This window comes from Bacteroidota bacterium (assembly GCA_016706255.1).
In the GTDB taxonomy this organism is placed as follows: Bacteria; Bacteroidota; Bacteroidia; order Chitinophagales; family BACL12; genus UBA7236.
The window spans coordinates 1-25,807 of record JADJJZ010000016.1 but is presented as its reverse complement, the minus strand read 5'-3'; the positions used below and the strand labels follow the sequence as shown (position 1 = coordinate 25,807).

Here is a 25,807-nt window from a genome sequence, read left to right as displayed (position 1 = left end):
CATTCTGTACTGAGCGGCAACACTCGAAAATTACCAGCCTGATATGGTTTGCCGGGCATTCACTTGGTGAATTTTCTGCATTAGTTGCAAATAAAACCTTGTCGTTTGAAGATGGCTTATTATTAGTTTATAAAGCGTGCAATGGCCATGCAAAAGCATGCAATTACAACCGTCTACAATGGCCGCCATGCTTTAGCCTTGCGGATGATATTGTTGAACGTATTTGTAATGAAACTGAAGGTGTTGTGGTTTGCAGCCAATTATAACTACCCCAGTCAATTAGTTATATCCGGAGAAATTTTTGATAAACAAAACCTGCGAAGCATTAAAAGCTGCCGGTGCAAAACGCGTAACACATTATTATTACCAGTTGAGATGCATTCCGTTTCACCGCATTAATGGAACTGCACGTATCGATTATATGATGCAATTGCAGCACTAATTTCGGCAAACCTGTTTGCCCAGTTTATCAAAAGATATTTACTGCTGCGCGATAGGTATTTTCTGAATATAAAAAATAATTTAATTGCACAGTTAACAGCACGGTTAAATGGACACAAAGTGTTTACAAATGACTGCTGACGAGAGGGCAAACAAATTATAATAAGTAAATCCCAGAAAAGTATTACAGGATTAATTAAAAAATAAGTCCGACAGTTGGCGAAGCAATGGATTGCTAAATTTATATCAATAATATATTTAATAAAAAGCGGAGTTACATAGAGTGAGCCTTTTTGTCATACCCTGAGTTAAATCTGCAATAATATCACTGCATTTTCTATGCACCCGCAGCCTAACCGAACTAGTCCGTCGGTAATACCTGCAGCCATTCTGCGTTAAAATGGAACGATTTACGTACGTCATACTTGCAGGATGTTGAATTAAAAGTATCTAATGTGCCTAAGGAATTTACCATTTTACACTTTTACTTTGTTCATCAATTTAACGGGCTTTTAATCCATATACAATTCAAAACTCAGCACATGCCACTGTGTGCCAGCATTTGTTTTTAATAATATTTTTTGAGGATGATTTTTGAACCGCAATACAATACTTTAGATACGGCAGGATGTTGTTCAAGAAATGCAGCCACTTTTTTTGCATTATTACAATGGCGCTCCATACACCAATTCAAGTGTTTTTAATCCTTGTAATAATAACCAACTATCCAAATGCATTTGAATTTGCACCTAATAACTTCACCTTCATCCAAACTTCATTTTCTCAAACTTTTCATGTTCAATTATAACACCACCTAAACCACTTCCATAACCATTTAAATATTTGAAACAGCAGAATGCACAGAAAAATCAGCACCTAACAATGGTAGGCGCTTTGACAATAAGGTGAAGAAAAAGTATTATCTCTGCAACGCGACATTTATATTGATGCAATTTTGCATAATGTTTGAATATCAAAACCTCCATCATGGGATTTGAAGGTGATTCAATATAAATTAAACAGATTGTTTTATCTGTTTTAAAAATTGCTCAACAGTTTAAAATCATTTTAAATCGCAACGGATATTTCCGCAAGTCGCTGAGTTGCTTCTGAATTAATTCATCGGTGGTGCCATACAATTGCGGTTGGGTTAATATTTTATCACCGGCTTTGCATTAGCTAAGATTACCACCTTATAATTGCTGCCATGCCGCTGCTGAATAATTGCGCTTTTGCTTTAATATCGCTACCAGATGTTTGCCAAGAGCCCGGCAATTTTTTCTTCTGCCATGGAAACGTTGGGATTTCCCCATCTTGAATAAACATACCTTTGTGATGGTCGTCAAATAAACTCAAGACATGGTCGGTTGATTCAAATGTATATGCCGTTGTAGCATAAATCAGCTGATCTGTGATAAAATCTTTATCGGAAGTGCCCGGTTGAACACATAAAGACCAAATCCGAAACCCTTACTTGCTTTGCCCATACCAATAGATTTTTTGTTTACAAAACTCTGAAATAAGGTAGGAACTAAAATATTCGCGTTTTCTGAACACATTGTTTTAATTTTTGATTTATCCTATAATCCAATTGTTCAGGCTATGCAAAATCGATTTGGTGATAGTTCACTTCAAAATTGTGATAGTGGCGGCGGATTTGCCGGATTGGAATTAATTAAAGAACTAAAATAAGTTACCTTACCGGGTAGTGTTAATTGATAAAAGTATAATTATCATACATTTCAACCGTTATATACCAAATTGCTTCAGCGGTTTAACTGCTGAAAGTATTGCATATCCCTTGCGGAGAAAAATAGGTAAATACCAAATATTGCTTTTCGTTTGGCAGAAGTTACGGGTATAGATAAAACCAAAAAAAGTTGCATACCTCAGCAGGTAGATTTCAATTATGATTATCTCATTGTTGGCCGGTGCAACCACAAATTTTTACGGAAATGTAAATCTGGAAACCAAAACATATACGCTGAAATCGATTCCTGAAGCATTAAGTATGCGTAGTGCAATTTTACAGCAGTTTGAAAATGCTGTTTTGCAGGCAGCGGGAAACCCTGAGAAACAAAAACTCAATTTTATTATTGTTGGTGGTGGCCCTACGGGAGTAGAATTAGCGGGTGCGCTGGCAGAAATTAAAAAAAATGTATTGCCATCCGATTATCGGGAATTAGATCCTGAAAAAATGGAAATACATTTAATAGAGGACAGCAATCGTATTTTACCAACCATGTCGGAAAAGCTTCTCGCTTATCAAAAAAATATCTTGAAGATTTAGGTGTAACAGTTTGGTTAAATACATTGGTAAGCGATTACACAGGAACGGAATTAATTTTAAAGATGGTAAGTCTATTTCCTCCGACCATGTTATTTGGACAGCAGGTGTTAAAGGTGCTGTTATTGGAAGGAATTGATGCAGCTGCAATTACCAGAGGTAATCGAATTATAGTGAATGGATTTAATGAAGTTGCCGACCACAAAGATATTTATGCAATAGGTGATATTGCATTAATGCAAACAGATAAGGCATTTCCAAACGGACATCCCGGTGTGGCGCAAGTTGCATTACAACAGGCATCTAATCTCGCAGAAAACTTTAAGCGAATGTCTGCTAAAAACCATTAAAACCATTTATTATAAAATAAGGAAACATGGCCAGTTGGGCGTCACCGTGCCGTGGTTGATTTACCACGTTATTCTTTCGGTGGTTATTTTGCTTGGTATATCTGGATGTTTATCCATTTAATGTCGCTGGTTGGATTCAGAAACCGGTTTATGGTATTTATAAACTGGATGTGGAATTATATTACGTACGACAGAGCCTTGCGGATTATCATCAACAACATCAGCCCAACAAAAACGCAGGAATTACATTAATAGATATCCCAAAGGAGGATACGAACACCTGTATTCATGTGGTAACTCACGCCAAAATCGTTGCCAATAAAATCGTTATTTACCTGAGTAAAACGGCAATTCCATTTTAGCTTCAAAATACCACCAAAAACGACCACGGATTGTCCAGTCCATACCGAAACCAATTGGCATACGCACACTCATATTCGACTGCACGAGAGCAGTTCCCGCAGGTGGTGCGTAAATGGTATCGGCATAAGCGCCAAGGGCAAGTTTAGAATTCACCATCCAAAGGCTGGCACCAATTAATCCGTAAAAGGCAAAATAGTCGTCAGCATCAGTTTGGAAGAAGTATCTGCGATAATCACCATCAATGGTAATTACATTAAAGTTAAGGTAGTTGATAGGGTATCAGTAAGTAAACCTGTTGAATCATACACCACAAAATCGAGTTTCTTATTAGGCATCATATTGAAACCACCGCCAAAAGTAGCCATGTTACGGTCGTAATCGCCGAAATGGTAGGCCGCTTTCGCGTTGATACCATAGCCCACTAAATCTTCAGTAAAAAAAACCCCGCCATCGGTCATCAACCAAAGCTGGGCATACGTGGAACGGGCAGAAAACAAGGTAACTAAAGTAATAATCAGTGTAAGTGTCGTTTTTTTCATACTCAAGAATTGATTAATCGTAGCGGCAGGCTGCTGCTCAATACTGCACAAAATAAAGGTTTTTTATAGCAATTTAAAATTTGGTCTGCACATGCCCTTATATATTTGTCCAATACCAGTGACAAAACCTTATTTTTGAGAAAAAAACATGTCAGGCAAAACGATAATAATTACAGGCGCCGATGGGGCTTTAGGCCGCGTGGTTGCAGCGCTACTGCTCGAAAAAGGGTACATTTTGAGGGCAAGTGCGGTAAATGAAAAAAGTCTCGCAACCCTTGGCAGTCTTTTCCCGGATGTCATCAACAAAACCTTATTTCCTATGGTAGCCGACCTGAGTAAAGAAGCCGAGGTGGAGGCACTGGTTGGAAATGATACCAATATTGCGGGACTGGTGCACCTTGCAGGCGGGTACAAACCGGGTAAATCGGTGAGCGACTATTCGTTTGAAGATTATGAGTTTTTATTTAACCTGAATGCCCTGCCTACATTTTTATTATTAAAGCATACTGTTCAAATTTTGAAAAAAATAATGGTGGCAGTATCATAACAATTGGCGCAAAACCTGCCATTTATCCTGCTGCCGAAATGCCGTTTATGCAGCCAGTAAAAGTGCAGTGGTTACCCTAACTTTAAGTGTTGCAGAAGAAGGTCGTGAAGCGGATATCCGTGCGAACTGTATCGTTCCTGCCACTTTACAAACACCAAATAATTTAAGCTGGGCAACACCTGAACAATACAAAACATTTACACCAACCAGCGATGTGGCAGATGTAATTTTATATTTATTGTCTGACGCGGCAAAAGGAATTACAGTGCCGTTATACCAATGTATAACAAAATAAATACATGATTTTTATTTATTTTGCGCATAAATTGTAACGCCCTTAATTATGTTAAAAAATGTAAACCCCGAATCTCTGTTCATTTTCGATATCGAAACTGTTCCGGGATATGCTGATTTTAATCAGCTCCCTCCTGCTGTTCAAAAATTATTTAACGACAAAACCGGCCGTTTCCGAAAGGAAGAGGAAGATCCTGCAGAATATTATTTTTCAAAAGCAGGAATTTTGGCTGAATTCGGAAAAATAATTGTGATTTCCTGTGGCTATTTTGTAAAAAAAGATGACCACTATGTGTTGAATATTAAAACTTACAGTGGGCATGATGAAAAATTATTGTTGGAAACATTTACACCAACATTAATTAATGTATCAAAAAATGATTATTTATTGTGCGGTCATAATATCAAAGAATTTGATGTGCCGTGGTTGTGCCGAAGGTTTTTAATTAATGGTTTAGCCCTTCCGCCTGTGCTGGATATTTACGGCAAAAAACCTTGGGAAGTAAATCATGTTGATACGCTGGAGCTCTTGAAATTTGGGGATTTCAAAATTACACCTCATTAAATCTGCTTGCACATGTACTGCAGGTTCCAACACCTAAAGATGATATTGACGGCAGTATGGTAGGTAATGTTTATTGGAAAGAAGATAATTTAAATCGAATAGCAAAATATTGTAGCAAAGATGTAATCGCAGTTGCACAGGTAATTATGCGATTAAAAGGATTGCCCTTGTTGAATGAAGAATATATTGTATTCCAGGATTAAAAAAATCGATGCCCGGATTACACACCCGGGCATCACTAAAACTAAGTACTGATAAAAACCTGTTTAACCTGTTATTTCACCTCAACTTTTTTTGCAGCAACCGTAGTTACTTCTTTTTTAGGTAATACAATGTTCAACACGCCATTTTTGTACTCAGCATCTATTTCTCCTGCTCTAACATTTTCAGGTAAGGTAAACATACGTGAAAACGACAAGCAGCTAAATTCTTTTCTGGTGTAATTTTTATCCTCTTCCTTTTTTTCATCCTTACGTTCGCCGTAAATTGATAACAAACCGTCCTTTATTTCAACTTTAAAATCCTCTTTGTGCATTCCGGGAACAGCAACTTCTAATTCATAAAATTTTTCATTGTCAATAACATTAACTGCAGGCATTCTTTCCAAATTAATGAATTCGTCATTAAAAAACTTATCTGTGTTAAATAAGTCGGATAAATATCCGTTGGCAAATGGTGAAGACCAGCCTTTTTTTACGAGTGTCATATCATTTATTTTTAAGGTGAACTGAATAATTTTTACATCCCGAATATACTATAGTTTTTAACCTAAAAGGTATGACCTGCATCACGATTTGAAATTGATTTTAATCAGTTTCAAAGCATCAATTTCCGTCTTGTCTAATTTATATTTGTGAGATTTCCACTAAACCTTAAAACTCTTTATTATCAACACTTTCAAGCGATATTTATTAAATTGGCATGTAATTTGGACAAGCCGCCGAAATGTATATCTTTGTAAACAAAATAACAGGCATGCGCTTATTAATTTTCTCGGTTTTCTATTTTTCATTTTATGTAACATTTGCACAACCCGGCAGTTTAAATACGCAATTTGCAAATAGTGGAATTTTACAATATCCCATATCAAATGGATCAGATTATGCAACCGCTATCACAGCAGCTCAAAACGGCGACATTTTTGTTGCCGGAACTAAAGAAGCAGGTTATGATACGGGCAAGGAAATATTTATTACAAAATTTAATCAGTCCGGGGTTTTAGATAATCAATTTGGCACAAATGGCATTATTAGTATTAAATTATTTCATAATTCAACAGTGGTAAAAATATTACTGCAGGCAGATAAAAAAATTATTATTGGTGGTTATGGTTTTGATAAGGAAAAACCAAGTGAAGTATTTTTTATTCGTTTAAATGCCGATGGCAAACGCGATATACAATTTGGTGATAATGGTGTTGCTGTTTCAACCTTTGCTAAATTATTTCCTGCAAACGAGTCAGCCTATCAACTGTATGATTTTGATATAGATTTTTATAATAATATCGTTGGCGTTGGCAGCTCAAATGGAGGCAATTTGTCGAATCTCATCATAACAAAATTTAAATCTGATGGCAGACCTGACTTGAGTTTCGCGAATGGTGGACATTATACAAATCGTTTCCCGATTGGCGACCCTTTAGCTATAGATTCAAAAGATAAATGTAAAGCAACAACCATAATTGCACTTGCTGATGGCACTTATCTCATAGGCGGAAATGCCGTTCCAAAAAACAATCCGCATCCAACCAGCAATTTTATTATCCAGAAAATAAATGATAACGGCACTGCGGATTCTACATTTGCTTATGGCAAATCAATGCAACAAGGTTTTGAAGATGCATTTGATGATTTAAAAGATATTATGCTTGATGCCAAAGGAAATTATATTTTGTGTGGCACAACAACGCTAAATAGTAATGATGATTTCGGTGCAATGTTAATTAACAAAAAAGGGTATCTTGATTATTCTTATTTTGGTGATATCAGCAAAAATTACGGACCCACAGGTAAAATCAAACTTGAGTTTGCCAAAAAGTCGAATGAAACACTGAGGTGCAGCATTATGCAACCCGATGGTAAATTTTTATTAATAGGCGCCGGAACAGACCACAATATTTTGGTTGCAAGATATAATGCAGATGGACAATTGGATAACGGTTTTGGGGAAGAGGGAACTATCGTTTATAAGCATCCCGATATTACTGAAAACGATTATTTTGATATTCATGATGCAACATTAGATAATGCCGGAAACCTGGTTATTACAGGATGGATTTCCAAATCAGGTTCAGGCACGAATGCCGATTTATTTTTAATCGCTTTTCGTTTATTGTAATAAGGATACAACTATTCAGGATTTACTTGCATCCTCACAAATATGCATCAACAACTCCCCTATCATGAACGCCGTTTATTCTATCTTTTGGCAACTGTAGGTCTATTTTTAACTGAAGTAGCAATAGCGCTATTTGTAAATGATAGAATTGTGCGGCCTTACATCGGCGATTTATTAGTCGTAATTCTTATTTATACTTTTTGTAAAATTTTTATTCGGGGTAATTACTTTGGTGTTGCAATAGCCGTTTTATTGTTTGCTTTTTTTGTGGAAGGATTACAATACATCGGACTGGTTGAAAAATTAGGATTAGCGGATAATAAAGTAGCCAGAACCATAATTGGCAGTAAATTTAATACTATCGATTTGTTGATGTACTTTCTAGGTTTCGTTGTTGTTATAGCAACAGAGTATTTAATTCGGAGCCGAAAACAACCATCTCCCCACCGATAAAAAAATGGCATTCACCGGTAAGAAATGTTTAATTGTGTTAAAACCCGCTGAGGTATATCTTTAATCGTTTATTTTTGGGCAATTGATGCGGTTGAAAAATAGATTTAGGTATTTGTTGATTTTACCATTGTTGTTTTTGTGTTTTACGGCACAGGCAACGGAGGTAAGTATTCCTGACGTAGATAAAGGCTTCGACGACCCAATTCCCCAAGGCGAATTTGATGAATTATTTATTCCGCTGAAACGGGTTCAGAATTTATTTCTGATTGAAGCCAGAGTAGATTCACTGGTTGGCAACTTCATTTTAGATACAGGAGCACCACATTTAGTATTAAATAAAACCTATTTTCCCGGGGGCAGAATGGCAGAGGGCAATGCCGCATCATACGGAATCACCGGAGGTGGCAATACGGTATTAAACACAACAATCGATTCCCTTGTTTTACAGGAAATGTTTTACACCAATGTTGATGCTGATATTGTGAATCTGGGTCACCTTGAGGATGCCCGCGGGGTAAAAATATTAGGGTTGTTAGGGACATCCTTGTTTAAAGAGGTAGAAATGGAAATCGATTTACAACATAATTTACTGATTCTATATAAACTGGATAAGGAAGGAAATCGTATAGTAGGATATAACCGCTTAGCACAACCCGACCTCAATGTGCCAATTGATATTGTAAATAATATCATTTTTATGGATGTATATGCCGCTGAAAAAAAATTGCGCTTTTGTCTCGACACCGGTGCAGAACGAAATGTATTAAGCAATATGGTGAGTAATAAAGTATTAAAACATTTTACACTTACCACCAATGGTTCGTTGGCAGGTTCGGGCGGAAATAATCAACTGGTGCTGAACGGACAAATGGATTCTGTTGTTATAGGAGGTAAATCATTTGTCGCCATGCCATTTATCCTTACCAATTTGAATTATTTGCAACTGGTTTATGAAACAACTATAAATGGAATCCTTGGTTATGACTATCTTTCGAAGGGAATTGTGACCATCAATCAAAAGAAAAAACAATTGAGTATGTATTTTTATCCTGTAGTTAAAGAATGAGCAGATTTATAAAATATTGTATTTTTTTATTGTTGCTTACTGTAGCATTACCTGAATTGTCGCATGCACAATTATCGGGTTCAGCGGTTCGTGTTACAGATGGAATGGTGCAGGTTAAAATAAAACAAAAACGTGCTGATTATGACCATCTCATGCAGTATTTTGGTTTAAATGAAGATAGTTTATTTACGTATCACAATTTAGGCAAGCTGGCTGATGAAGGATGGAAAATTAAATCTATAACAAAACGAAAAGCAATTATTTATAAATCAGTAAGTGACGATAATATAGATTTTCAATGGGGAAATATGCCTTTGTTTTTCAATTTTGAAGGAGAAGGCAGCAGCACACCGGGATATCCCGGACCGGTCAGTTACGGGGTAAATAGTTTCTCCGGCAGACCAACAGTATTTGAGAATGCGGAAGATATAACTGTATTTTATTTACCGCAACAATTATCTGCTACAGATGTATTTTTAAGTGGCAATTTTAACGACTGGAGTACAGGGCAAACACCGATGCAGAAAACCGATTCCGGGTGGGTTACAACAATTAAATTAAAACCGGGAAAATATTTTTATAAATATATTGTAGACGGGAAATGGATTTTCGATACCAATAATAATGTAAGAGAATCTGATGGAAATAATAGTTATAACAGTACGTATTTTCATACTAATTATACGTTTAAATTAAACGGATTTACCGATAAAAAACAAATGATATTGGCAGGCAGTTTTAATAACTGGAATGAAAAAGAACTCGCCATGCAAAAAACCGCAACCGGTTGGGAATTAAATTTATATTTAAAAGAAGGAACACATACTTACAAATACATTGCCGACCGCGAATGGATGCTCGACCCCGGAAACCCGCTTGCAAGGCCTGATGGCAAAGGAAATATTAATTCTGTCATGTCACTTGGGGAACCACATTATTTTGTTTTAGATGGTTATTTGGATGCTAAAATCGTAATGCTAACAGGTTCATTTAATAATTGGAATGCCGGTGAACTCATTATGGAAAAAACGGCAACCGGTTGGCAAATTCCTTTTGTATTACCTTCCGGCAATTATGAATATAAATTTATTGTTGACGGGCAATGGATAACCGACCCTAAAAATCAGTGTAAATCATTATTAGCAGAAAATGTAAATTCTTGTATCGTGATATCAGCAAATCATTTATTTTCATTAAATAATTTCCCGCAGGCAAAAGAAGTATTTATTACCGGTAGTTTCTGCAATTGGGCCGAACCCGGTTATAAAATGATGAACGACAATGGGGTTTGGATTTTCCCTTGTTATCTGCCTGCCGGAAAATATACCTACAAATTTGTTGTTGACGGCAAGTGGATTCTTGACCCAAACAATTCCAATACCGAACAAAACGAATATGGTACAGGCAATTCCGTTTTGTGGGTTTCTCCGGATGAAGAGTTTTTGGAGAAATAAGTTCCTGCTACTATTTAAAAGTGGATATTTAATTTACTGATGTTTATTTTTTCACATCATAAATTTCTCTAAACAACACTTTTATAATAAGGATTTTACTGCCCAAATTCAACGCCAAATTTTCGTTACCTTTACCTCATGTCCAAACCATTATTGCTCGACGTAAAAAACCTGGCTACCCATTTTCAGACAGAAAGTGGAATTGTTAAGGCGGTGGATGATATTTCGTTCCAGATTTTCAGAGGTGAAACTGTGGGTATTGTGGGTGAATCTGGTTCAGGCAAATCGGTAACTTCTTTATCATTGATGCGACTGATTCCTAATCCTCCGGGTATTATTGCCGGTGGAGAAATGTTATATTATGAAGAGGGTAAAACGCCGGTTGATTTGCGGACCATCGCCGATAAGGATATGCGTCATTATCGCGGCAATAAAATTTCCATGATTTTTCAGGAGCCCATGACGAGTTTAAATCCCGTTTTTACTTGTGGTGCTCAGGTAGATGAAGCAATAATTTTACATCAGAAAAATCAAAAAAGAAGCGAAACAACGAACACTCGAATTATTTGCTAAAGTTCAGTTGCCAAACCCCGAGCGTATATATAATGCTTATCCGCACGAATTAAGTGGTGGCCAAAAACAACGTGTCATGATTGGCATGGCCATGAGTTGTAATCCTGATATTTTAATTGCAGATGAACCAACAACGGCATTAGATGTAACAGTTCAGAAAACAATTCTGGATTTAATGGCCGAATTAAAAGCACTATAAATTCTTCCATCATTTTTATTACGCACGACCTTGGTGTAATTGCAGATATTGCCGACCGCGTATTGGTAATGTATAAAGGTAAAATTGTTGAACAGGGCACTGTGCTTGAAATTTTTGAAAACCCCAAACATCCCTATACCAAAGGCCTCATGGCTTGTCGCCCACCGCTCGGACAACGTTTGCGCAAATTACCTGTCATCGCTGATTTTATGACAGAAAATGCCAACGGCGAATTAATTGAAAAAAATCAAACTGTTGCAGGTGCTTTAGAAAGTAATGTTGTGTCGGATGCAGAAACTAAAATGCGTCACCAGTTATTATTTCAGCAGGAGCCCATTTTGCAGATTAAAAATCTGAAAACATATTTTCCAACAAATAAAAGTTTATTCGGTAAAGCAACAGGTTGGGTAAAAGCAGTGGATGATGTTTCATTTAATGTTTATCCCGGAGAAACCCTTGGCCTTGTGGGCGAAAGTGGTTGCGGAAAAACAACTTTAGGCAGAACCATTATTCGTTTGGTTGAACCTGTTTCAGGAGAAATCATTTTTAAGGGGAAAAATATTTTACATCTCCCCAACAGCGAAATGAAACCACTGCGAAAAGATATTCAGATAATATTTCAGGACCCGTATTCATCGCTTAATCCGCGTATGACTGTTGGCAGTGCCATTAAAGAACCAATGACGGTGCACAATTTATATGCTAACGATGCCGAAAGAAAACAAAAAGTAATTGAGCTGATGGAAAAAACCGGGCTGAAAGCTGATTTTTATAATCGTTATCCGCATGAATTTTCGGGTGGACAACGGCAGCGGATTTGTATTGCCCGCGCACTGGCGCTGAATCCGCAATTTATTATATGTGATGAAAGTGTTTCTGCACTCGACGTGAGCGTTCAGGCTCAGGTGCTCAATTTATTGATACAATTGCGTAATGAGTTTAATTTCACCTATATCTTTATCAGCCACGACCTTAGTGTTGTAAAGTTTATGAGCGACCGCATGGTGGTTATGAACAAGGGTGTAATTGAAGAAATGGGTGATGCTGATGAAATCTACAATAACCCACAAAAAGACTATACCCGCAAGCTGATTGAGGCAATTCCGAAAGGTCAGATTAACGACATACGGAGCCGGTTCATGCAACTGCAATAAAATATTCTTTATCTTCACAACTAAATGTATATAAATAGAAAAGGTATACTCCTCATACTATTGGCTGCAGCCTTGTTCAGTGCATGCCGCAGAAGCCTTGATACAGGCTGGGATACGCGTTACCTCGCGCCCATTGTGACCGGCGAATTGGATGTTTATGATTTAGTGCCGGATTCACTTTCAGAAATCAACGACGATGAAAGTGTTACCATCGTTTACCAAAGTCAGCTCCTCAACTACAATTTAACCGAAGAGGCAATCGAAATACCCGATACCTCCGTTGAATATTTTGTTTCTCTCGATTCCTTAGCCCTCGACGATCAAACCGTTTCTGTTGGGCTATCATTGGGAAATATTGCTATCGATTTAGGGTTTCCAATTGGTACCCTTATTATTGCATCAAACGGCTCAGAAACTACGCTGGACCCGATTTACGGGCTATCCACCGACCCAACTCCCGTGGATGCAACTACATTTTTCGAAACGGCTACTTTTAATGCCGGCTACCTGGATCTTAGTATTGCAAATGGCTTACCGGTTGATTTAGATACTGTTGTATTTAAATTAACCAACTCGGTGGGTGGCGAAACGATTTTAGAAGATACTTTTTTTCATATTCCTGCTGCCGGAGTTCCTTTAACCATTACAAAAGACCTCGCGACAATGACCGTTGAAGGAAATTTGTTAGGCCAGATATTATATTTCAGCACACCGGGCAGTCCCGATGTTCCTGTTTTAATAGATACCAGCGATGTTGTAGTAATAACACTTACTGCCCGCGATATGGAATTGCAGGAAGCCGTTGCCGTTTTCCCTGAGCAAAATCTGATTAATAATGCCAACGATGTGCAATATGATATGGGCGGGCCCGAATTTACCGAAATGGGAATGGAAGCCGGCGCTGTACATATTTATGTAAAAAATACCATTGGCGATTCAATACATATTGTATATGATATTCCCGGAGCTGTTGATGTATTTGGAAATTCTGTACATATAGAAACTTCAGTTGGACCTGATGAAACGGTTGATGAGTTTTTTGATATTGCAGGATATACCATCGACCTGCGTGGAAGTGAGGGCAATGAGGTAAATACTTTTTACCAGGAATTTAGTGCGCGCATTAATTATACCGGAGTTGCTTCCTATATCACATTAGAAGATAGTTTGCAGGTAATTTATGGTTTAGAAAATCTTGTTCCTAATTCATTGAAGGGGTATTTAGGGCAATATGAAATACTCGTTGCCGATACTACTTCAGGTGTTGAATTATTTGATCAGTTTATATCGGGAGAGATTAATTTCGGCGATATCAATATTGATTTAGCTATCACCAATGGTTTGGGTGCAAGTGGAACAGTTTTAATTAATTCTCTAGGTGGCACAAATACAGAAACCGGCGAAACCGTGTTTTTAAATTGTCCGTCTGTAGTTGGTGTACCAATTAATATAAATCGTGCATTAAACAATCCGTTTATTCCCGGTTATACAACCATTGCATTAACTTCAGCTAATTCCAATGTGAATGAATTAGTAGAAATATTTCCTGATAAATTATTTTATGATGTTGAAATGCAGGTAAATCCGAATGGCAACGAATTTAATTACCAGGATTTCGTAATTCCATCCAGTATTATTGATATCGATTTGAATTTAAGTATGCCACTTGAATTTATGGCTACTGATTTAACATTACAAAGTGAATTCCCCGTAACCCTTGATGCAGAAAGTGGTACAGAAGGTATTGGCAATATTGATTTAACATTATTTGCCGATAATACTTTTCCACTTGAAGCAAATATTAATATTGTGTTTATGGATGATTTAGGCACACCTCTCGACTCGCTTAATTTTAGTGGATATAATATTCAGGCAGGGGTTTTGTCTGATGATTGTCGTGTGCACGATGCAACACAAACTGAAATTCATCAACTCGTTGACGGTGAATTAAAAGATGCTATTTTGCTTGCAACAAAAGCAGTAGCCACCGTTACATTTAATACCGCATCAATTCCAAGCTGCAGTGATATCGTAAAAATTTATAGTGATTATAAAATGGCGATACAGTTGGTTGGAGATGTTAATTACACCTTTTCAACAGCTGATTTCTGACAAGTGATGTTTAAAAAACTGATTTATTTTTTCGGATTATTCTGCCTGATGAACACCATCAGCGCTGCCGGTGATTCAACCGCAATCATAACAAATACCGATTTATATGCTGCGCCAACAACCATTTTTGGCATTTACGATCCATTAAATGTGCAGATGAAAGATCACAGGATTGTATTTAATGGTTATGGCGATTTATATACAGCAAGTAATTGTTTCAGTGCGAGTTTTATTCAAAACTTTTTTGGCAGCGGATTTATTACCGAACAAATGAAAGCCGATGCTGTTGCAAAATTATCCGATAAAAACAGAATTGGTGTAGATTTATCCAGCGGGTTGTATATGGTGATGGCATTAAAAAATAATCCTACAACCATTTTTATAGCGGGGGTAGATTATAATTTTCAGGAGAGCAGCGAATTCACCGACGATTTATTTCATTTAGTGTTTTATGGTAATTACGATTATCAGGATTATACCGCACAACTTTCAGGTTCTAAATTCAGTCTCACCAACACGATGGAATACAAAGTTGGGTTGATGAAGTATTTCACTGAAGATTATAACAATTTTAAACTTGGAGCCACTATAGGTTTAGTGCAGGGCATTTCGGGATTAGATATTAAAGCGCCGACAGCAACATTATATACAGCAGACGGTGGCCGTTATCTTGATTTAGATTATGATTTCAGTATTAAAACATCCGGTGATAAAAAACCATCTTTAAGTAATTTCGCCGGTGTTGGATTCAGCGCCGATATTTTTGGTCAGATTTATTTAAAAGGTCCTGAAATTACCATTAATGCCATGGCAAATGATTTGGGTATGGTATTTTGGAATAGCGACCCGACAAAAATATATTCAGATTCAACGGTTCATTTTGAAGGTGTTGAAATAGATAATTTATTTGGCGCTGCAGATGATGTTACCGAAGGAAATTCAGATTCTTTATTACAAATATTAGGCGTAACAGAAGAAACGGATGTATTTACACAAGCATTACCATCACGCATAAATATTTCTGCAAATAAAATGTTTGGTGAATCTTTTATTTCACTCTTGGTGGTCAGTATATATTAAATACACCATATGATCCCCTCGTATTTATGGAGATTGCAAAATCCATAACACCAATACAATTAACAGTTGGCATTAATGCCCATACAGGAGGTTACGGCCAATTTAATGCAGGCATCAACATCTCAAAATCATTCGGCAGTTTCCTCGATCTCCGCCTAGGCTCCAACAGCCTCCTCGGCCTCGTAGCCCCCGATGCCTTCACAGGCGTTGGTGCATACGGTTCGGTAGTGGTGAGGTTGTGAATTTAAAATATGCAACACCAGCCCGTTCGGCAGTTAAAGCTACGCGGTTGGTTTATCTATAATTTCATTTTTAGTTTATGATTTACGGATTTATTGTTCGATTTACATTTTTGTTTCACCCTACGGGGTACTTGATTCTAGGAGGGCACGTTGTTACCATTCTTCACCGCGCTGCGGTTGGCATCGTTGTTTTAATTGGACCATTAATTGAATATCCCAGCCTCATAATTTGATCATGATAATTTAAAAAAATTCGACTCATGGTCCCCCTAGAATCCGTTGAACCCCGCAGGTTTACCTGCCGGACGAGGCAGGGGTGACACAAAAAATGTGCATTAAAGATTAATGTAAAATAATATCACAGCATGCCATTTTATCCATAAACAAAAACTGCGTAGCAGTGAAACGATTGTAGCAACATCGATCCATAAGAATCGTTTGAACCCCAGCGGGGTGACACAAAAAATGTGCATTAAAGATTAATGCAAAATAATAGCACAACATGTCATTTCACCCATAAACAAAAACTGCGTAGCAGTGAAAGATTGGTAACAAAACCCACCCCCCAAGAATCTGTTGAACCCCAGCGGTTTACCTGCCTAATAAGGCAGGGGTGACACAAAAATGTGAATCTAGGATAATGCCTGCAATCACCATTCAGGCATCTAATATTTGCACATTCATTTTTCGCTAAATGGGATACATCACCTTGTTGTGATACACATATAATCACATCTTAAAAATCTTGGGTTATTTTTGCGCTTCATGTCGAACATTTTACAAACACCTGTTTTAATTCTTGGGGCCGGACCCGGAGGGGCTGCAACTGCATTATTTTTAGCGAAAGAAAATATCCCCTGTATTGTTGCCGATAAGGCGATTTTTCCCCGCGATAAAATTTGTGGAGATGCCCTGAGCGGAAAGGTGGTAGAAATTTTAAACCGCTACGACCGTTCGTTTGTCGAAAAGCTCAGCCTGTCCCCCATCCAACTCAACTGCTGGGGTGTTACGTTTGTCGCACCCAATTTGGAGGAATTGAGCATTCCTTTCCGCAATAAACCTAAAAAAACGGACGAAAAACGCGAAATCGCACCCGGATTTATTACCAAACGTATGGATTTCGACAATTTTATGATTGAAGAGGTTAAAAAACATACTTCGGTTAATTTGCTGCAGGGTGTTGAAATCGACCGTTTTGAAAAAACCGCTGAGGGATTTACCTGTTACGATAAAGCCGGAAACTATACCATCAACGCCCAACTGGTAATTGACGGAAGTGGCGCGCATTCGCAGTTTGCGAAAAAAATTGGGGGTTTGGAGGTAGAGAAGGAACACCATTGTGCCGGTTTGCGGGTATATTATAAAGGTGTTACAGGCATCAAGGAAGGCAATTATATTGAGCTCCATTTCTTAAAAGACTTTTTACCGGGCTATTTCTGGATTTTCCCGCTTGCGAATGGCGAATGTAACGTGGGCGTAGGTATGCGCAGCGATTACGTGGGTAAAAAGCGCATCAACCTCAAAAACGAGCTCAACAATATCATCAAAAAATACCCACAACTGAGTGAGCGCTTCAAAAATGCGGAGCCGGTAGACGATATACGCGGCTATGGTTTACCCTTAGGCAGCAAAAAACGAAAACTGAGCGGCGACAACTACATGCTTATTGGCGACGCTGCCAGCCTGATTGACCCTTTTTACAGGCGAAGGTATCGGAAACGCTATTTTGAGCGGTTATACGGCAGCGCAGCAGGCAAAGGAGGCCATTGAGCAACAAAACTTCGCTGCGGCAGGACTCAAAAAATACGATGAGGCCATTTACAGGCGCTTAGGTGGCGAATTAAACCTGAGTTACCGGATGCAAAAATTAGTAAAATACCCCTGGCTGTTCAACTTTGTGGTCCGCAAAGCCAACAGGAACAAGGTTTTACGCGAAACTATCATGGTCATGTTCGAAGATATCGACATTCGTGACCAGTTGAGAAAGCCTTCGTTTTATTTCAAATTGTTATTTTCGGGTAAAAATTGACATCATATGAAAAAATTAATCTACCTCGTAGTAATGGCTGCAACGTTCAGTCTGGCTACTTCTTGCAAAGACAAGGAAAAAGATCACAGTGATGATGACATCGATGACATTACTTATGTAATCAGCGCTGACAATCTCGCCTAAACGGCACAACATTTGCTCTTTGGAGGCACACACACTTTTAAGAAAATTTAGAACAATTCTTTCTCCAATTCGATGTAATTTTGTGTAAAATTTGAACAATGAAAAAATTAGTTTACAGTCTGTTATTTGTTTCAGGAACCATCATGATGGTGTCTTGCGGTGGTAAGGATAAAAAGGGCGATGATGCCGATGATATGGAAGATATGACCATGAACGAAGGAAGTGTATATCAACTGGCTTCATACACGCCCGGCGATTCATCAAAAACTTACGGAAAAGCAATAACAGCAGAAGGTGCTGCAAACATATTAAATGTTGCAGGTAACAAAGCTAAGGCTGACGGTTACACCGGAAAAGTTTTCGGAACGGTAACAGGTGTTTGTCAGGCCAAAGGTTGTTGGATGACCTTAGATGCAGGTAATGGTGAAACCATGATGGTAACTTTAAAGACTACGGATTTTTTGTTCCGAAAGATATCACAGGTAAAACTGTTGTAGTAGACGGCAAAGCAGAAATTCGTGAAGTTTCTGTTGACGAGCAACGTCACCTTGCAGCAGATGCCGGCAAGAGCCAAAAAGAAATAGATGCTATCACACAACCCAAGCAGGAATTACGTTTCGTAGCCGACGGTGTATTGATAAAATAATTCTTTTCCACATTATTTTTATTTACCACTAAAGGTTGTATCTTTGCGACACTTTTGAAAAAAAGGGGTGCAAAATATTGCTGCCTTTAATATCAAAACATAGGTGATTTCGATTCCGTAGCTCAGTTGGTAGAGCATAACACTTTTAATGTTGGGGTCCTGGGTTCGAGTCCCAGCGGGATCACGCTAAACAGGTTTAAACCCTTGTAAATCAATGATTTACGAGGGTTTTTTATTTTTGGGGTAAACATTGGGTAAACAATATAACTTTTCAAAGCCGCCAACTTGCACCATAAGTAATTTATTAATACTTTTAGTGCAGCGTCCATAATCAACAAAATACATTACAATGAAAAACCTACCCAAGTACTTTATTTTACTTTTAGTTACCATAAGCAGCTTCAATACCAATGCGAAAAAAAATATAAATACTTATAACCAAATTAATGTTTCAACATTAGAAAACGGTTGGTATGCAGCAACGGTGCAGTATACTAACTATTCAACTGGAACAAACGCCAAGTATACGCTGAGTGTTAATGTCCAAAATGATGCCGTAACAAGCATTGATTTTGGGAATGGGGGTTCCGTTCACACTGGATATAATAATGAGGATACATTTATTCTGGAGGGTATTTAACCTTTGAAAAAGATTACCAAGGAAATATTCTTGCTGCAAATGCTTCTGTAACTGTTTCAGACGCTAATGGTATGCGTTATTATAAAATTAAAATTGAATAAAGAAAAATTATTACAATATGAAAATACAAACAATCTTAACTACGCTCTACCTATTAGTTTTTCTATTTGGTAACAATAAATATTGTTTTTCGCAATTCAAACTTCGTCGACTCCGATCTACACACCTCCAGCGACAATTGACTACAATTTATTGCAGAATGCATTAGCTAAAAGACAAGCAGAATACGATAATAATCAGGCATATATAGATAATTTAATTGATTGGATTTATCAACTTAAATCTCAAACAGAAGATAAAGAATTTCTCAGCGCTATGGATCAATTATATAGTGACCTCAGGGATTTCGACGGACAAGACCTTTCCTTGCTAGGGGATGATATTAGAAATGTAGAATTACAAATTAAGGAGGAAATTGATTACTATAATAACCGGTTAAAGGAGTTAAATGATCCTACTAATTATTGGAATGCTGGATTAGAAAATATAAAATTACAAAATCTAAATCAAGCATTAATAAATTTCACTCAAGTAATAAGGCTTAGTCCTCAATTTGATGGTGGGTATTATTATCGTGGAATTGTTTATAAAGAGTTGGGAAATTACTCCCAAGCCATAAGCGATTTCACAAATTATATTAATCTAACCACTGAGAAAGCAGCTGGATATAGTTTGCGAGGATGGGCCTATTCATCGTCAGGCGATGATTATTTAGCGCTCGCAGATTTTAATAAACAAATTGAATTAGAGCCGGCTTCGGCAAATGCCTATTATAACCGAGGTTCCGCTAAATCAAGTCTGCAAGATTACATTGGAGCAAATGCTGATTACACAAAAGCAATTGAATTAAATCCCAGTTTTTCAATGGCCTATAACAATCGAGCCTGGTCAAAATATCTACAAAAGAAATATACAGAGGCTTTACTTGATTGTAACAAGGCAATAGAATTAGATATAGCCAACTGGGTTGCTTGGGACACTAGACAAGAAACAAAATTTGCACTTGGGGATTATAAGGGTTGTATTGAAGACTGTAATAAGGCCATAGAATTAAACCCTAAAATTGCAAATTCATATTTATTCAGAGGAAAGGCAAAATTGAAATTAGGGCTAAAAGCTGATGCTTGTTTAGATTTAAGTAAGGCGGGCGAGCTTGGTATAAAAGAGGCCTATGAATTAATTAAAGCATCTTGTAACAATTAACGTTGTGAAATTTTTAATTTATTTTAATAACACCGTAATTATTTAACATGCATGAAAATGATTATTACCAGGCCCTATTTGAACAAATTGTAACGGCTCTGAAAAAAAAGAGTTAATGGGAAAAATGAGATTGAATACAAAGGCAATAAAATCAAATTTAAGTCTATTCCATCAATTCATATTGAAAAAATTAAAACGAAGTTAAACTTCACAAATTATTTTCAGGGCAACCATCACAATTATCTATTGAAGGATCCTTAAGAATTGAACAAATTGACGATAAATTCACAAAGACTAGAGATTACAAATTTTGGATTCAAGAATTAACTTTTAGGTTTAACCAAAGTTCTGAAAAATTTGAAGTTCTGAAGATTGCAAAATTTATTGCGCTCTGAGATATTATGAAATGTTTTGCTTTAATAAAATTTGATCGCGACAACCACCTCTTAAATTTGTAAACTATGAATTTTTTTTATTTATATTGCATTTATCTCACTTCTTGAAATAAAAGAAAGTGGCATAAATGATTATGATTCAGACTTAACACGAATATCAAATGATTTTAGAGAAAACATATTTGATGAAGATGAATGCACAAATTTAAAGAATGATGTAAATGATGTGGCTGACGAAATTGAAGAGGATCTTGATGCCGATGATTATTCAACTGAAGAAAAACAGCAATTAACATTATTATTGCAAGAGGCTGAGGCGTTGAAAGATTATATTGCTTGTGTTGGAAATTGCGGTAATTCTATACCGTCAATTGAAAAGTTTAATCTAGCAAATAGAAGAGTGAAGGGAAACGTTTCAATTGTTATTTTGGATAAATATTGTGTTGACGTAATTTCTGTAACTATTGGGAAATATGTTTGTTACCTTGCAGAAAATAATACGATAAATAATTTTACAATTAATTATAAATGGGCAACACCGAACGGAATGCATAATGGAAATGGCACAATGGGATTATATGGAAAAAGTGTGCGCACATATATGACAATAGAGATAAAATCGAGCAAACAGTAATAACTGTTTCTGATATTACTTGTGCAAAGTTTTAATTTCATTAATGTTTAAGATTAACCTCACATTTAAAAACTTTAATTATGTTTTATATTTGTATTTTAATTGCAATCACAATAATAATTAGTGTTTGGTCGTACTGGAAGATAAAAGAACAATCAATTGAACTGGATAATATAAAGAATCGTTGTAAATCACTTGAAAGTGAAATAAATAAATTTAAATTTGATCAAGAAAAAGATATAATTGAGAAAGTAAGGGACTTGGCAGAAATGCATAGAGAAAGTGCAAATAATTTTGAGCGAATGACGCAATTTGAAGACGATCAGTTTGAAGAGTTTATTAAGTTTAAATATAAAAAAGAAATTGCCGCTGGTCAGAGTATTAAAGATATAATTAAAAGGGAGGAAATGCTAAAAAGGTTGGAAAGCTTAAAACTGCCTGAAGTCGATGAAGAATAATAAGGTCAAATCTCTAAAATTAACTGAATTTCAAAGGAAATCAAAGGAAAACTTAATAACCCGAATATCAGCAATTTCTAAAAGTGAAAGTAACATTGGTAAGAATAAAACCCAACACACCAAGCACCCTGGTTATAATCCATTGGATTTATATTATACTTTGCGCATGTAAGTATTATTGCTTGTTTAATTTCATTCAGATCGTCTCTATTCAGATTTATTTTTGTTATCTCACCTTTATTGTCAAATGAATAGTCCGAAATAGATTGCAAGTATTTTGTTGCAATCTTTTCTCGAATTGTTTTGTTTTCAATTTCCGAGGGAATACCTGCCAAAAATGAAATTTTACTTATATGAGTATCTATTGGCAATAGAAAATTTTCAATTCCGTTGACATTTTCCGGTATGTCAAATCGGTTGTATAAATTCCTATGATAGAATGAGGGTAGTTTGTCTCCGATTGAATCTATAGCATCAATACGTTTGTAAGTTTGCTCTATCGGGTTGTTTAATATATAATTTGTTGGGTTGTTGTCTGAAAGCTCTGCAAAAAACCTATACGACGATAAAATCATCTTTCTGTCAGCACCATTATTTACCCCTGCAGTCTTTAATGCCTCATCATATGATTGAGGGTCAAGATCCTTCAATTTCCCTGCGAAATCAGAACCATTTACTTCATCATTGTCGCCGAAATAAGCAACAAATTGTCTTTCAAAATCTGAATAAAATTTCATTGACACAGAATCTCGGCGACCTCGAAGAAACATATGCTTAAAAAATAACTTAATTGATAAATCTCTATTAGTAAGAAGTGCATCAATATCAGTAATACCTCTAAAGATTGTATCATCATGTTCAAGAAAAAACTTGCACCTATTTGAGCAATCTTCTTAACTAAATTAATGTTTGTAGCCATTTCTTTCAATTTAATGTGAATTTATGCGATTGAAAAATAAAATTAAGATATTTTGATTAGAAATTTAAAGTAAATTTTTAGTGCTCCAACTCACACACCTTAAAACCCCTCCCCTTTTTGCAATTTGTTTTGATTTGACCGGAATGATATTGCAGCCACTAAAAACATCCTCAAAAACTTCACAGCTCTTTCATCCAGTTCAATGTCAAATACAGGAACAAAAATAGTACCCCAACTTGCAAATAATTAATATATAAACCCATTGCACTTAGACCGGATTCAAAGCAACCATAGGGAGCACAGATATGTTTTAACTTATTCATTTTAAGGATATCAGTTAATTTTTAAAGTATTCTAACTGCGTTCCTGGCTCATTCACTAAGACTGTATCAGCATTAACAAACCGGACATTGCCATCTGCGTGACCGAATATGTCATTATAGGCTCTCGGTATGACAATAACCTGTGCATGAAAACAATTTTCCAAGAGTTGAATTACCTGATTTTTAGTTTTGTCTGCATTTTCAGTGAATACTTTATCGGTGACAATTAATGTGTCTTTCTCATAAACGAGATTACCTCCATCTAATACTAGATCACAAGAAACCACTTCGGTCTCTAGTCGCAAATTGTTCCAAACTCTCTCCTCAACAGTTAATAAATGGGACTACTTGCGGGTAGTCAAAGAATCAAGCGTAAAAACATACTGCACAAACTGGTATTCCGACAACTGCACCGGCATATAATCAACTGCCCAAATATCTGAAGTTCCTTTTAAGATCCCACACTCCAATCCGGCAGTAGCTATTGCTTTTACAAAATGTTTGTAAAACGATGGCATTTTAGACGGCAATGTGTCAGCGAGGTAAATAAAATTCTTTTTTATTGTCAGTTATCACAATTCCTTTATTAGCTGCATTAGTTTATTTATAACAATTTTTCTGTTTTCATTTTCGAGCAAGGGCTTATATATAGGCTCACTACCTAAATAGGTATTATCTGTATCCATTATATTGTCAGTCAAGGCCTCTTTTAGAAATATAGTTTATCTTTTAGGTTCTCTGTGCGCCGGATGTCCATTTCCAGAACTATTTGTTCCATTGAGCCTCTCAGTTTTTCGTTGGCAAGGCTAATTCTGTTTTTAGCAGTTTCAGAAATCATGTGCCGTATTTCAGCTTTCATTTTTTTCACATTCAACTCCCGTGCTTGCAGGTCTAACAACAAGCAACTTAATTCAACTTCAGCTTTTTGTTGCTCCTCCTTTTCTAACTCTTCAAAATAATTAGTGTTATTATTATTTACTTTAATATTTGTTTTCATAAAATTAGAATTTATTAATTAATTGCTTACTTAAGCATAAAGGTTTCAGATTTAAGTTTTAAAAACCTAACTTTTTTAAGTATTTCTTTTTTGCTAATATGTTCCATCGGCAATGGTTTTATTTATATAAATTAAATATTAATTGCCAATTAATTATATTAATATATATCGATAATTTAAATTCATGTAGATTAATATGCATTGATTGATTTTTATACGCTCCACCGCATTAATTTGCTTTAATTCAAATTAATAAACTGGAAAAACTCGCCGTACCTTTGTAGGTATGAAACCATTAGAAAAAACAGATCCGTTAACAGGGGAAGTATTTACTGCATTCCGGGCAAACCAAGTTTTCGCAAGTGATGAAAACAGGATAAGATTTAATAATCTTAAAGCAAAAGAACTTCGTGAAAGTAAATCTGAAATTGATAAACCCTTACTCATCAATTTCCGCATTTTAAATGAACTTATGGCAGGGAAAAAAGAAGAGGTATTTCACAAGCAATTTCTTTTAGGCAAGGGTTATTCGTTTTTAGTTCTTACTCATTATGAGGAGTTTAATGGCAAAAGGTTTATGGCGGTGTATAATTTCATAATTGTTCCACAGGAGGGCGATAACATTAAAATTGTAAGAAAATGATTGATATAACAACACTTGGAGAAGCATTTGATCCGATGGCTGTAGGGCCAATTCCAAACACCACACTTCCTAAGTCACGTAAATATTTATGGATTACTATTATTGTGATAATAGCATTATTTGCTTTTTGTGGTATTTGGCTAGTCGGGACAAACAAGAGCGTAAAAATTATATTTCATAATTCGTATTAGTCAATTTAAAAGCCTATGAATTTCTTCTACAATAACGGTTAGTTTATTTCCAGTATAAACTTTTTCAGATTCTAAGGACTCAACCAAAAACAAAGTTGCAGTTTTGTGTTTTTCAGTCTTAAAAATATTCAGAGCATCATTAAATAACATCAAATTTAATTTTCTCATATCCATAAAAAACGACGGTGAACTTGCATCTATCCGTTGAGTCTTTAAAATATTTCTACAGTAGATTTGAAATTTTGTGAGGTCTGATGCAATATCATCCTCTTTTGATGATGTCAAATCAGGTAGTGGTCTGTTATTTAAAACACATTCAGCAGCAACTCCACCAACATTAATAACGGCCTCTTTCATAAGTTGCCTTCTTGTAAATTCCATGTCGGGATATCTTTCTAAATTAAATTTTCTAAGTTCTTCATCAGTAAACATTGGATTTGCGTTTACTGTACCGCCATGATCTTCATCG

Annotated in this window: 29 protein-coding genes, 1 tRNA gene and 5 pseudogenes; 25 read left to right on the top strand and 10 right to left on the bottom strand. The window is 36.3% G+C overall.

What is annotated here, in order from left to right; all coding sequences use genetic code 11:
* Together IPI65_16225 and IPI65_16220 are read left to right on the top strand one after the other, a co-directional pair.
* A partial coding sequence (locus IPI65_16225; protein ID MBK7443006.1) for a [acyl-carrier-protein] S-malonyltransferase occupies positions 1–266 on the top strand: 266 nt, incomplete at its 5' end.
* 35 nt (positions 267–301) lie between these two features.
* Positions 302–442, top strand: coding sequence for a hypothetical protein (locus IPI65_16220; GenBank protein ID MBK7443005.1), 141 nt, complete (start codon positions 302–304; stop codon positions 440–442).
* Positions 443–1,009: 567 nt separating this feature from the next.
* On the opposite strand, the gene IPI65_16215 is transcribed toward IPI65_16220, so the two are convergent.
* Positions 1,010–1,123 carry a PLP-dependent transferase gene (locus IPI65_16215; protein ID MBK7443004.1) on the bottom strand — a complete coding sequence of 38 codons (114 nt, stop codon included), beginning with the start codon at positions 1,121–1,123 and terminating at the stop codon, positions 1,010–1,012.
* A 503-nt stretch (positions 1,124–1,626) separates the two neighbouring features.
* Positions 1,627–1,797 carry a hypothetical protein gene (locus tag IPI65_16210; GenBank protein MBK7443003.1) on the bottom strand — a complete coding sequence of 57 codons (171 nt, stop codon included), beginning with the start codon at positions 1,795–1,797 and terminating at the stop codon, positions 1,627–1,629.
* Positions 1,798–2,350: 553 nt separating this feature from the next.
* Between IPI65_16210 and IPI65_16205 the strand changes: the two genes are divergently transcribed.
* The 3 genes and pseudogenes from IPI65_16205 (at position 2,351) to IPI65_16195 (ending at position 3,330) form a co-directional block, all read left to right on the top strand.
* Positions 2,351–2,731, top strand: coding sequence for an FAD-dependent oxidoreductase (locus tag IPI65_16205; GenBank protein MBK7443002.1), 381 nt, complete (start codon positions 2,351–2,353; stop codon positions 2,729–2,731).
* Positions 2,692–3,078 (top strand): annotated as a pseudogene (locus IPI65_16200) (FAD-dependent oxidoreductase). Before IPI65_16205 ends, IPI65_16200 begins: the two are co-directional and overlap by 40 nt.
* Positions 3,079–3,129: 51 nt before the next feature.
* Positions 3,130–3,330 (top strand): hypothetical protein, encoded by a 201-nt coding sequence (locus IPI65_16195; GenBank protein ID MBK7443001.1) that lies wholly within the window; start codon positions 3,130–3,132, stop codon positions 3,328–3,330.
* Between the two features lie 75 nt (positions 3,331–3,405).
* Here IPI65_16195 and IPI65_16190 read toward each other — a convergent pair whose 3' ends face one another.
* Both IPI65_16190 and IPI65_16185 read right to left on the bottom strand, forming a co-directional pair.
* The gene (locus tag IPI65_16190) at positions 3,406–3,597 is read right to left on the bottom strand and encodes a hypothetical protein (GenBank protein ID MBK7443000.1); all 192 of its coding nucleotides are present in this window, start codon (positions 3,595–3,597) and stop codon (positions 3,406–3,408) included.
* A 92-nt stretch (positions 3,598–3,689) separates the two neighbouring features.
* A complete protein-coding gene (locus IPI65_16185; GenBank protein ID MBK7442999.1) occupies positions 3,690–3,980 on the bottom strand; it encodes a hypothetical protein in 291 nt (96 codons plus the stop codon).
* 148 nt (positions 3,981–4,128) lie between these two features.
* On the opposite strand from IPI65_16185, the gene IPI65_16180 reads away from it, so the two are divergent.
* From IPI65_16180 to IPI65_16170, 3 genes and pseudogenes are all read left to right on the top strand, one after another.
* Positions 4,129–4,527, top strand: a complete 399-nt coding sequence (locus IPI65_16180) for an SDR family NAD(P)-dependent oxidoreductase (GenBank protein MBK7442998.1) — start codon at positions 4,129–4,131, stop codon at positions 4,525–4,527.
* Positions 4,528–4,594: 67 nt separating this feature from the next.
* A complete protein-coding gene (locus IPI65_16175; GenBank protein ID MBK7442997.1) occupies positions 4,595–4,822 on the top strand; it encodes a hypothetical protein in 228 nt (75 codons plus the stop codon).
* Between the two features lie 48 nt (positions 4,823–4,870).
* Positions 4,871–5,589: pseudogene (locus IPI65_16170) on the top strand (ribonuclease H-like domain-containing protein).
* A gap of 71 nt (positions 5,590–5,660) precedes the next feature.
* On the opposite strand, the gene IPI65_16165 reads toward IPI65_16170, so the two are convergent.
* Positions 5,661–6,092 carry an Hsp20/alpha crystallin family protein gene (locus IPI65_16165; protein MBK7442996.1) on the bottom strand — a complete coding sequence of 144 codons (432 nt, stop codon included), beginning with the start codon at positions 6,090–6,092 and terminating at the stop codon, positions 5,661–5,663.
* Positions 6,093–6,361: 269 nt separating this feature from the next.
* On the opposite strand from IPI65_16165, the gene IPI65_16160 reads away from it, so the two are divergent.
* The 15 genes and pseudogenes from IPI65_16160 to IPI65_16090 all read left to right on the top strand — a co-directional run bounded on the left by IPI65_16160 (position 6,362) and on the right by IPI65_16090 (position 22,265).
* Positions 6,362–7,723, top strand: a complete 1,362-nt coding sequence (locus IPI65_16160) for a hypothetical protein (GenBank protein ID MBK7442995.1) — start codon at positions 6,362–6,364, stop codon at positions 7,721–7,723.
* Positions 7,724–7,765: 42 nt separating this feature from the next.
* Positions 7,766–8,176, top strand: a complete 411-nt coding sequence (locus IPI65_16155; GenBank protein ID MBK7442994.1) for a DUF2809 domain-containing protein — start codon at positions 7,766–7,768, stop codon at positions 8,174–8,176.
* A gap of 91 nt (positions 8,177–8,267) precedes the next feature.
* Positions 8,268–9,242, top strand: coding sequence for an aspartyl protease family protein (locus IPI65_16150; protein MBK7442993.1), 975 nt, complete (start codon positions 8,268–8,270; stop codon positions 9,240–9,242).
* Positions 9,239–10,696, top strand: coding sequence for a glycogen-binding domain-containing protein (locus IPI65_16145; GenBank protein MBK7442992.1), 1,458 nt, complete (start codon positions 9,239–9,241; stop codon positions 10,694–10,696). The genes IPI65_16150 and IPI65_16145 overlap by 4 nt, the downstream gene beginning before the upstream one ends.
* 138 nt (positions 10,697–10,834) lie before the next feature.
* Positions 10,835–12,622, top strand: a pseudogene (locus tag IPI65_16140) (ABC transporter ATP-binding protein).
* A 24-nt stretch (positions 12,623–12,646) separates the two neighbouring features.
* Positions 12,647–14,734 (top strand): hypothetical protein, encoded by a 2,088-nt coding sequence (locus IPI65_16135; GenBank protein ID MBK7442991.1) that lies wholly within the window; start codon positions 12,647–12,649, stop codon positions 14,732–14,734.
* A gap of 48 nt (positions 14,735–14,782) precedes the next feature.
* Positions 14,783–15,814 carry a hypothetical protein gene (locus tag IPI65_16130; protein MBK7442990.1) on the top strand — a complete coding sequence of 344 codons (1,032 nt, stop codon included), beginning with the start codon at positions 14,783–14,785 and terminating at the stop codon, positions 15,812–15,814.
* A 1,007-nt stretch (positions 15,815–16,821) separates the two neighbouring features.
* Positions 16,822–18,085, top strand: a pseudogene (locus IPI65_16125) (NAD(P)/FAD-dependent oxidoreductase).
* 6 nt (positions 18,086–18,091) lie between these two features.
* A complete protein-coding gene (locus tag IPI65_16120; GenBank protein ID MBK7442989.1) occupies positions 18,092–18,229 on the top strand; it encodes a hypothetical protein in 138 nt (45 codons plus the stop codon).
* A gap of 194 nt (positions 18,230–18,423) precedes the next feature.
* A pseudogene (locus IPI65_16115) lies at positions 18,424–18,875 on the top strand (DUF4920 domain-containing protein).
* Between the two features lie 111 nt (positions 18,876–18,986).
* A tRNA-Lys gene (locus IPI65_16110) sits at positions 18,987–19,059 on the top strand.
* Between the two features lie 165 nt (positions 19,060–19,224).
* Positions 19,225–19,515 carry a hypothetical protein gene (locus IPI65_16105; GenBank protein MBK7442988.1) on the top strand — a complete coding sequence of 97 codons (291 nt, stop codon included), beginning with the start codon at positions 19,225–19,227 and terminating at the stop codon, positions 19,513–19,515.
* A gap of 252 nt (positions 19,516–19,767) precedes the next feature.
* The gene (locus IPI65_16100; protein ID MBK7442987.1) at positions 19,768–20,778 is read left to right on the top strand and encodes a tetratricopeptide repeat protein; all 1,011 of its coding nucleotides are present in this window, start codon (positions 19,768–19,770) and stop codon (positions 20,776–20,778) included.
* Between the two features lie 621 nt (positions 20,779–21,399).
* Positions 21,400–21,807 carry a hypothetical protein gene (locus tag IPI65_16095; protein MBK7442986.1) on the top strand — a complete coding sequence of 136 codons (408 nt, stop codon included), beginning with the start codon at positions 21,400–21,402 and terminating at the stop codon, positions 21,805–21,807.
* Between the two features lie 80 nt (positions 21,808–21,887).
* Positions 21,888–22,265: a hypothetical protein gene (locus tag IPI65_16090; protein MBK7442985.1), complete on the top strand. Its 378-nt coding sequence runs from the start codon at positions 21,888–21,890 to the stop codon at positions 22,263–22,265.
* A gap of 77 nt (positions 22,266–22,342) precedes the next feature.
* Here IPI65_16090 and IPI65_16085 read toward each other — a convergent pair whose 3' ends face one another.
* From IPI65_16085 to IPI65_16070, 4 genes are all read right to left on the bottom strand, one after another.
* Positions 22,343–23,002 carry a hypothetical protein gene (locus IPI65_16085; GenBank protein ID MBK7442984.1) on the bottom strand — a complete coding sequence of 220 codons (660 nt, stop codon included), beginning with the start codon at positions 23,000–23,002 and terminating at the stop codon, positions 22,343–22,345.
* Between the two features lie 519 nt (positions 23,003–23,521).
* Positions 23,522–23,812: an agmatine deiminase family protein gene (locus tag IPI65_16080; protein MBK7442983.1), complete on the bottom strand. Its 291-nt coding sequence runs from the start codon at positions 23,810–23,812 to the stop codon at positions 23,522–23,524.
* Positions 23,813–23,851: 39 nt separating this feature from the next.
* The gene (locus tag IPI65_16075; protein ID MBK7442982.1) at positions 23,852–24,025 is read right to left on the bottom strand and encodes a peptidylarginine deiminase-like protein; all 174 of its coding nucleotides are present in this window, start codon (positions 24,023–24,025) and stop codon (positions 23,852–23,854) included.
* A gap of 191 nt (positions 24,026–24,216) precedes the next feature.
* Complete coding sequence (locus IPI65_16070) at positions 24,217–24,504, bottom strand: hypothetical protein (protein MBK7442981.1); 288 nt, start codon at positions 24,502–24,504, stop codon at positions 24,217–24,219.
* Positions 24,505–24,790: 286 nt separating this feature from the next.
* Between IPI65_16070 and IPI65_16065 the strand changes: the two genes are divergently transcribed.
* Positions 24,791–25,147, top strand: a complete 357-nt coding sequence (locus IPI65_16065) for a hypothetical protein (protein MBK7442980.1) — start codon at positions 24,791–24,793, stop codon at positions 25,145–25,147.
* On the top strand, positions 25,144–25,338 hold the full coding sequence (locus IPI65_16060) for a hypothetical protein (GenBank protein MBK7442979.1): 195 nt from the start codon (positions 25,144–25,146) through the stop codon (positions 25,336–25,338). The genes IPI65_16065 and IPI65_16060 overlap by 4 nt, the downstream gene beginning before the upstream one ends.
* On the opposite strand, the gene IPI65_16055 is transcribed toward IPI65_16060, so the two are convergent.
* On the bottom strand, positions 25,339–25,807 hold a 469-nt coding region (locus IPI65_16055), incomplete at its 5' end, for a hypothetical protein (protein ID MBK7442978.1). It lies immediately after the preceding gene.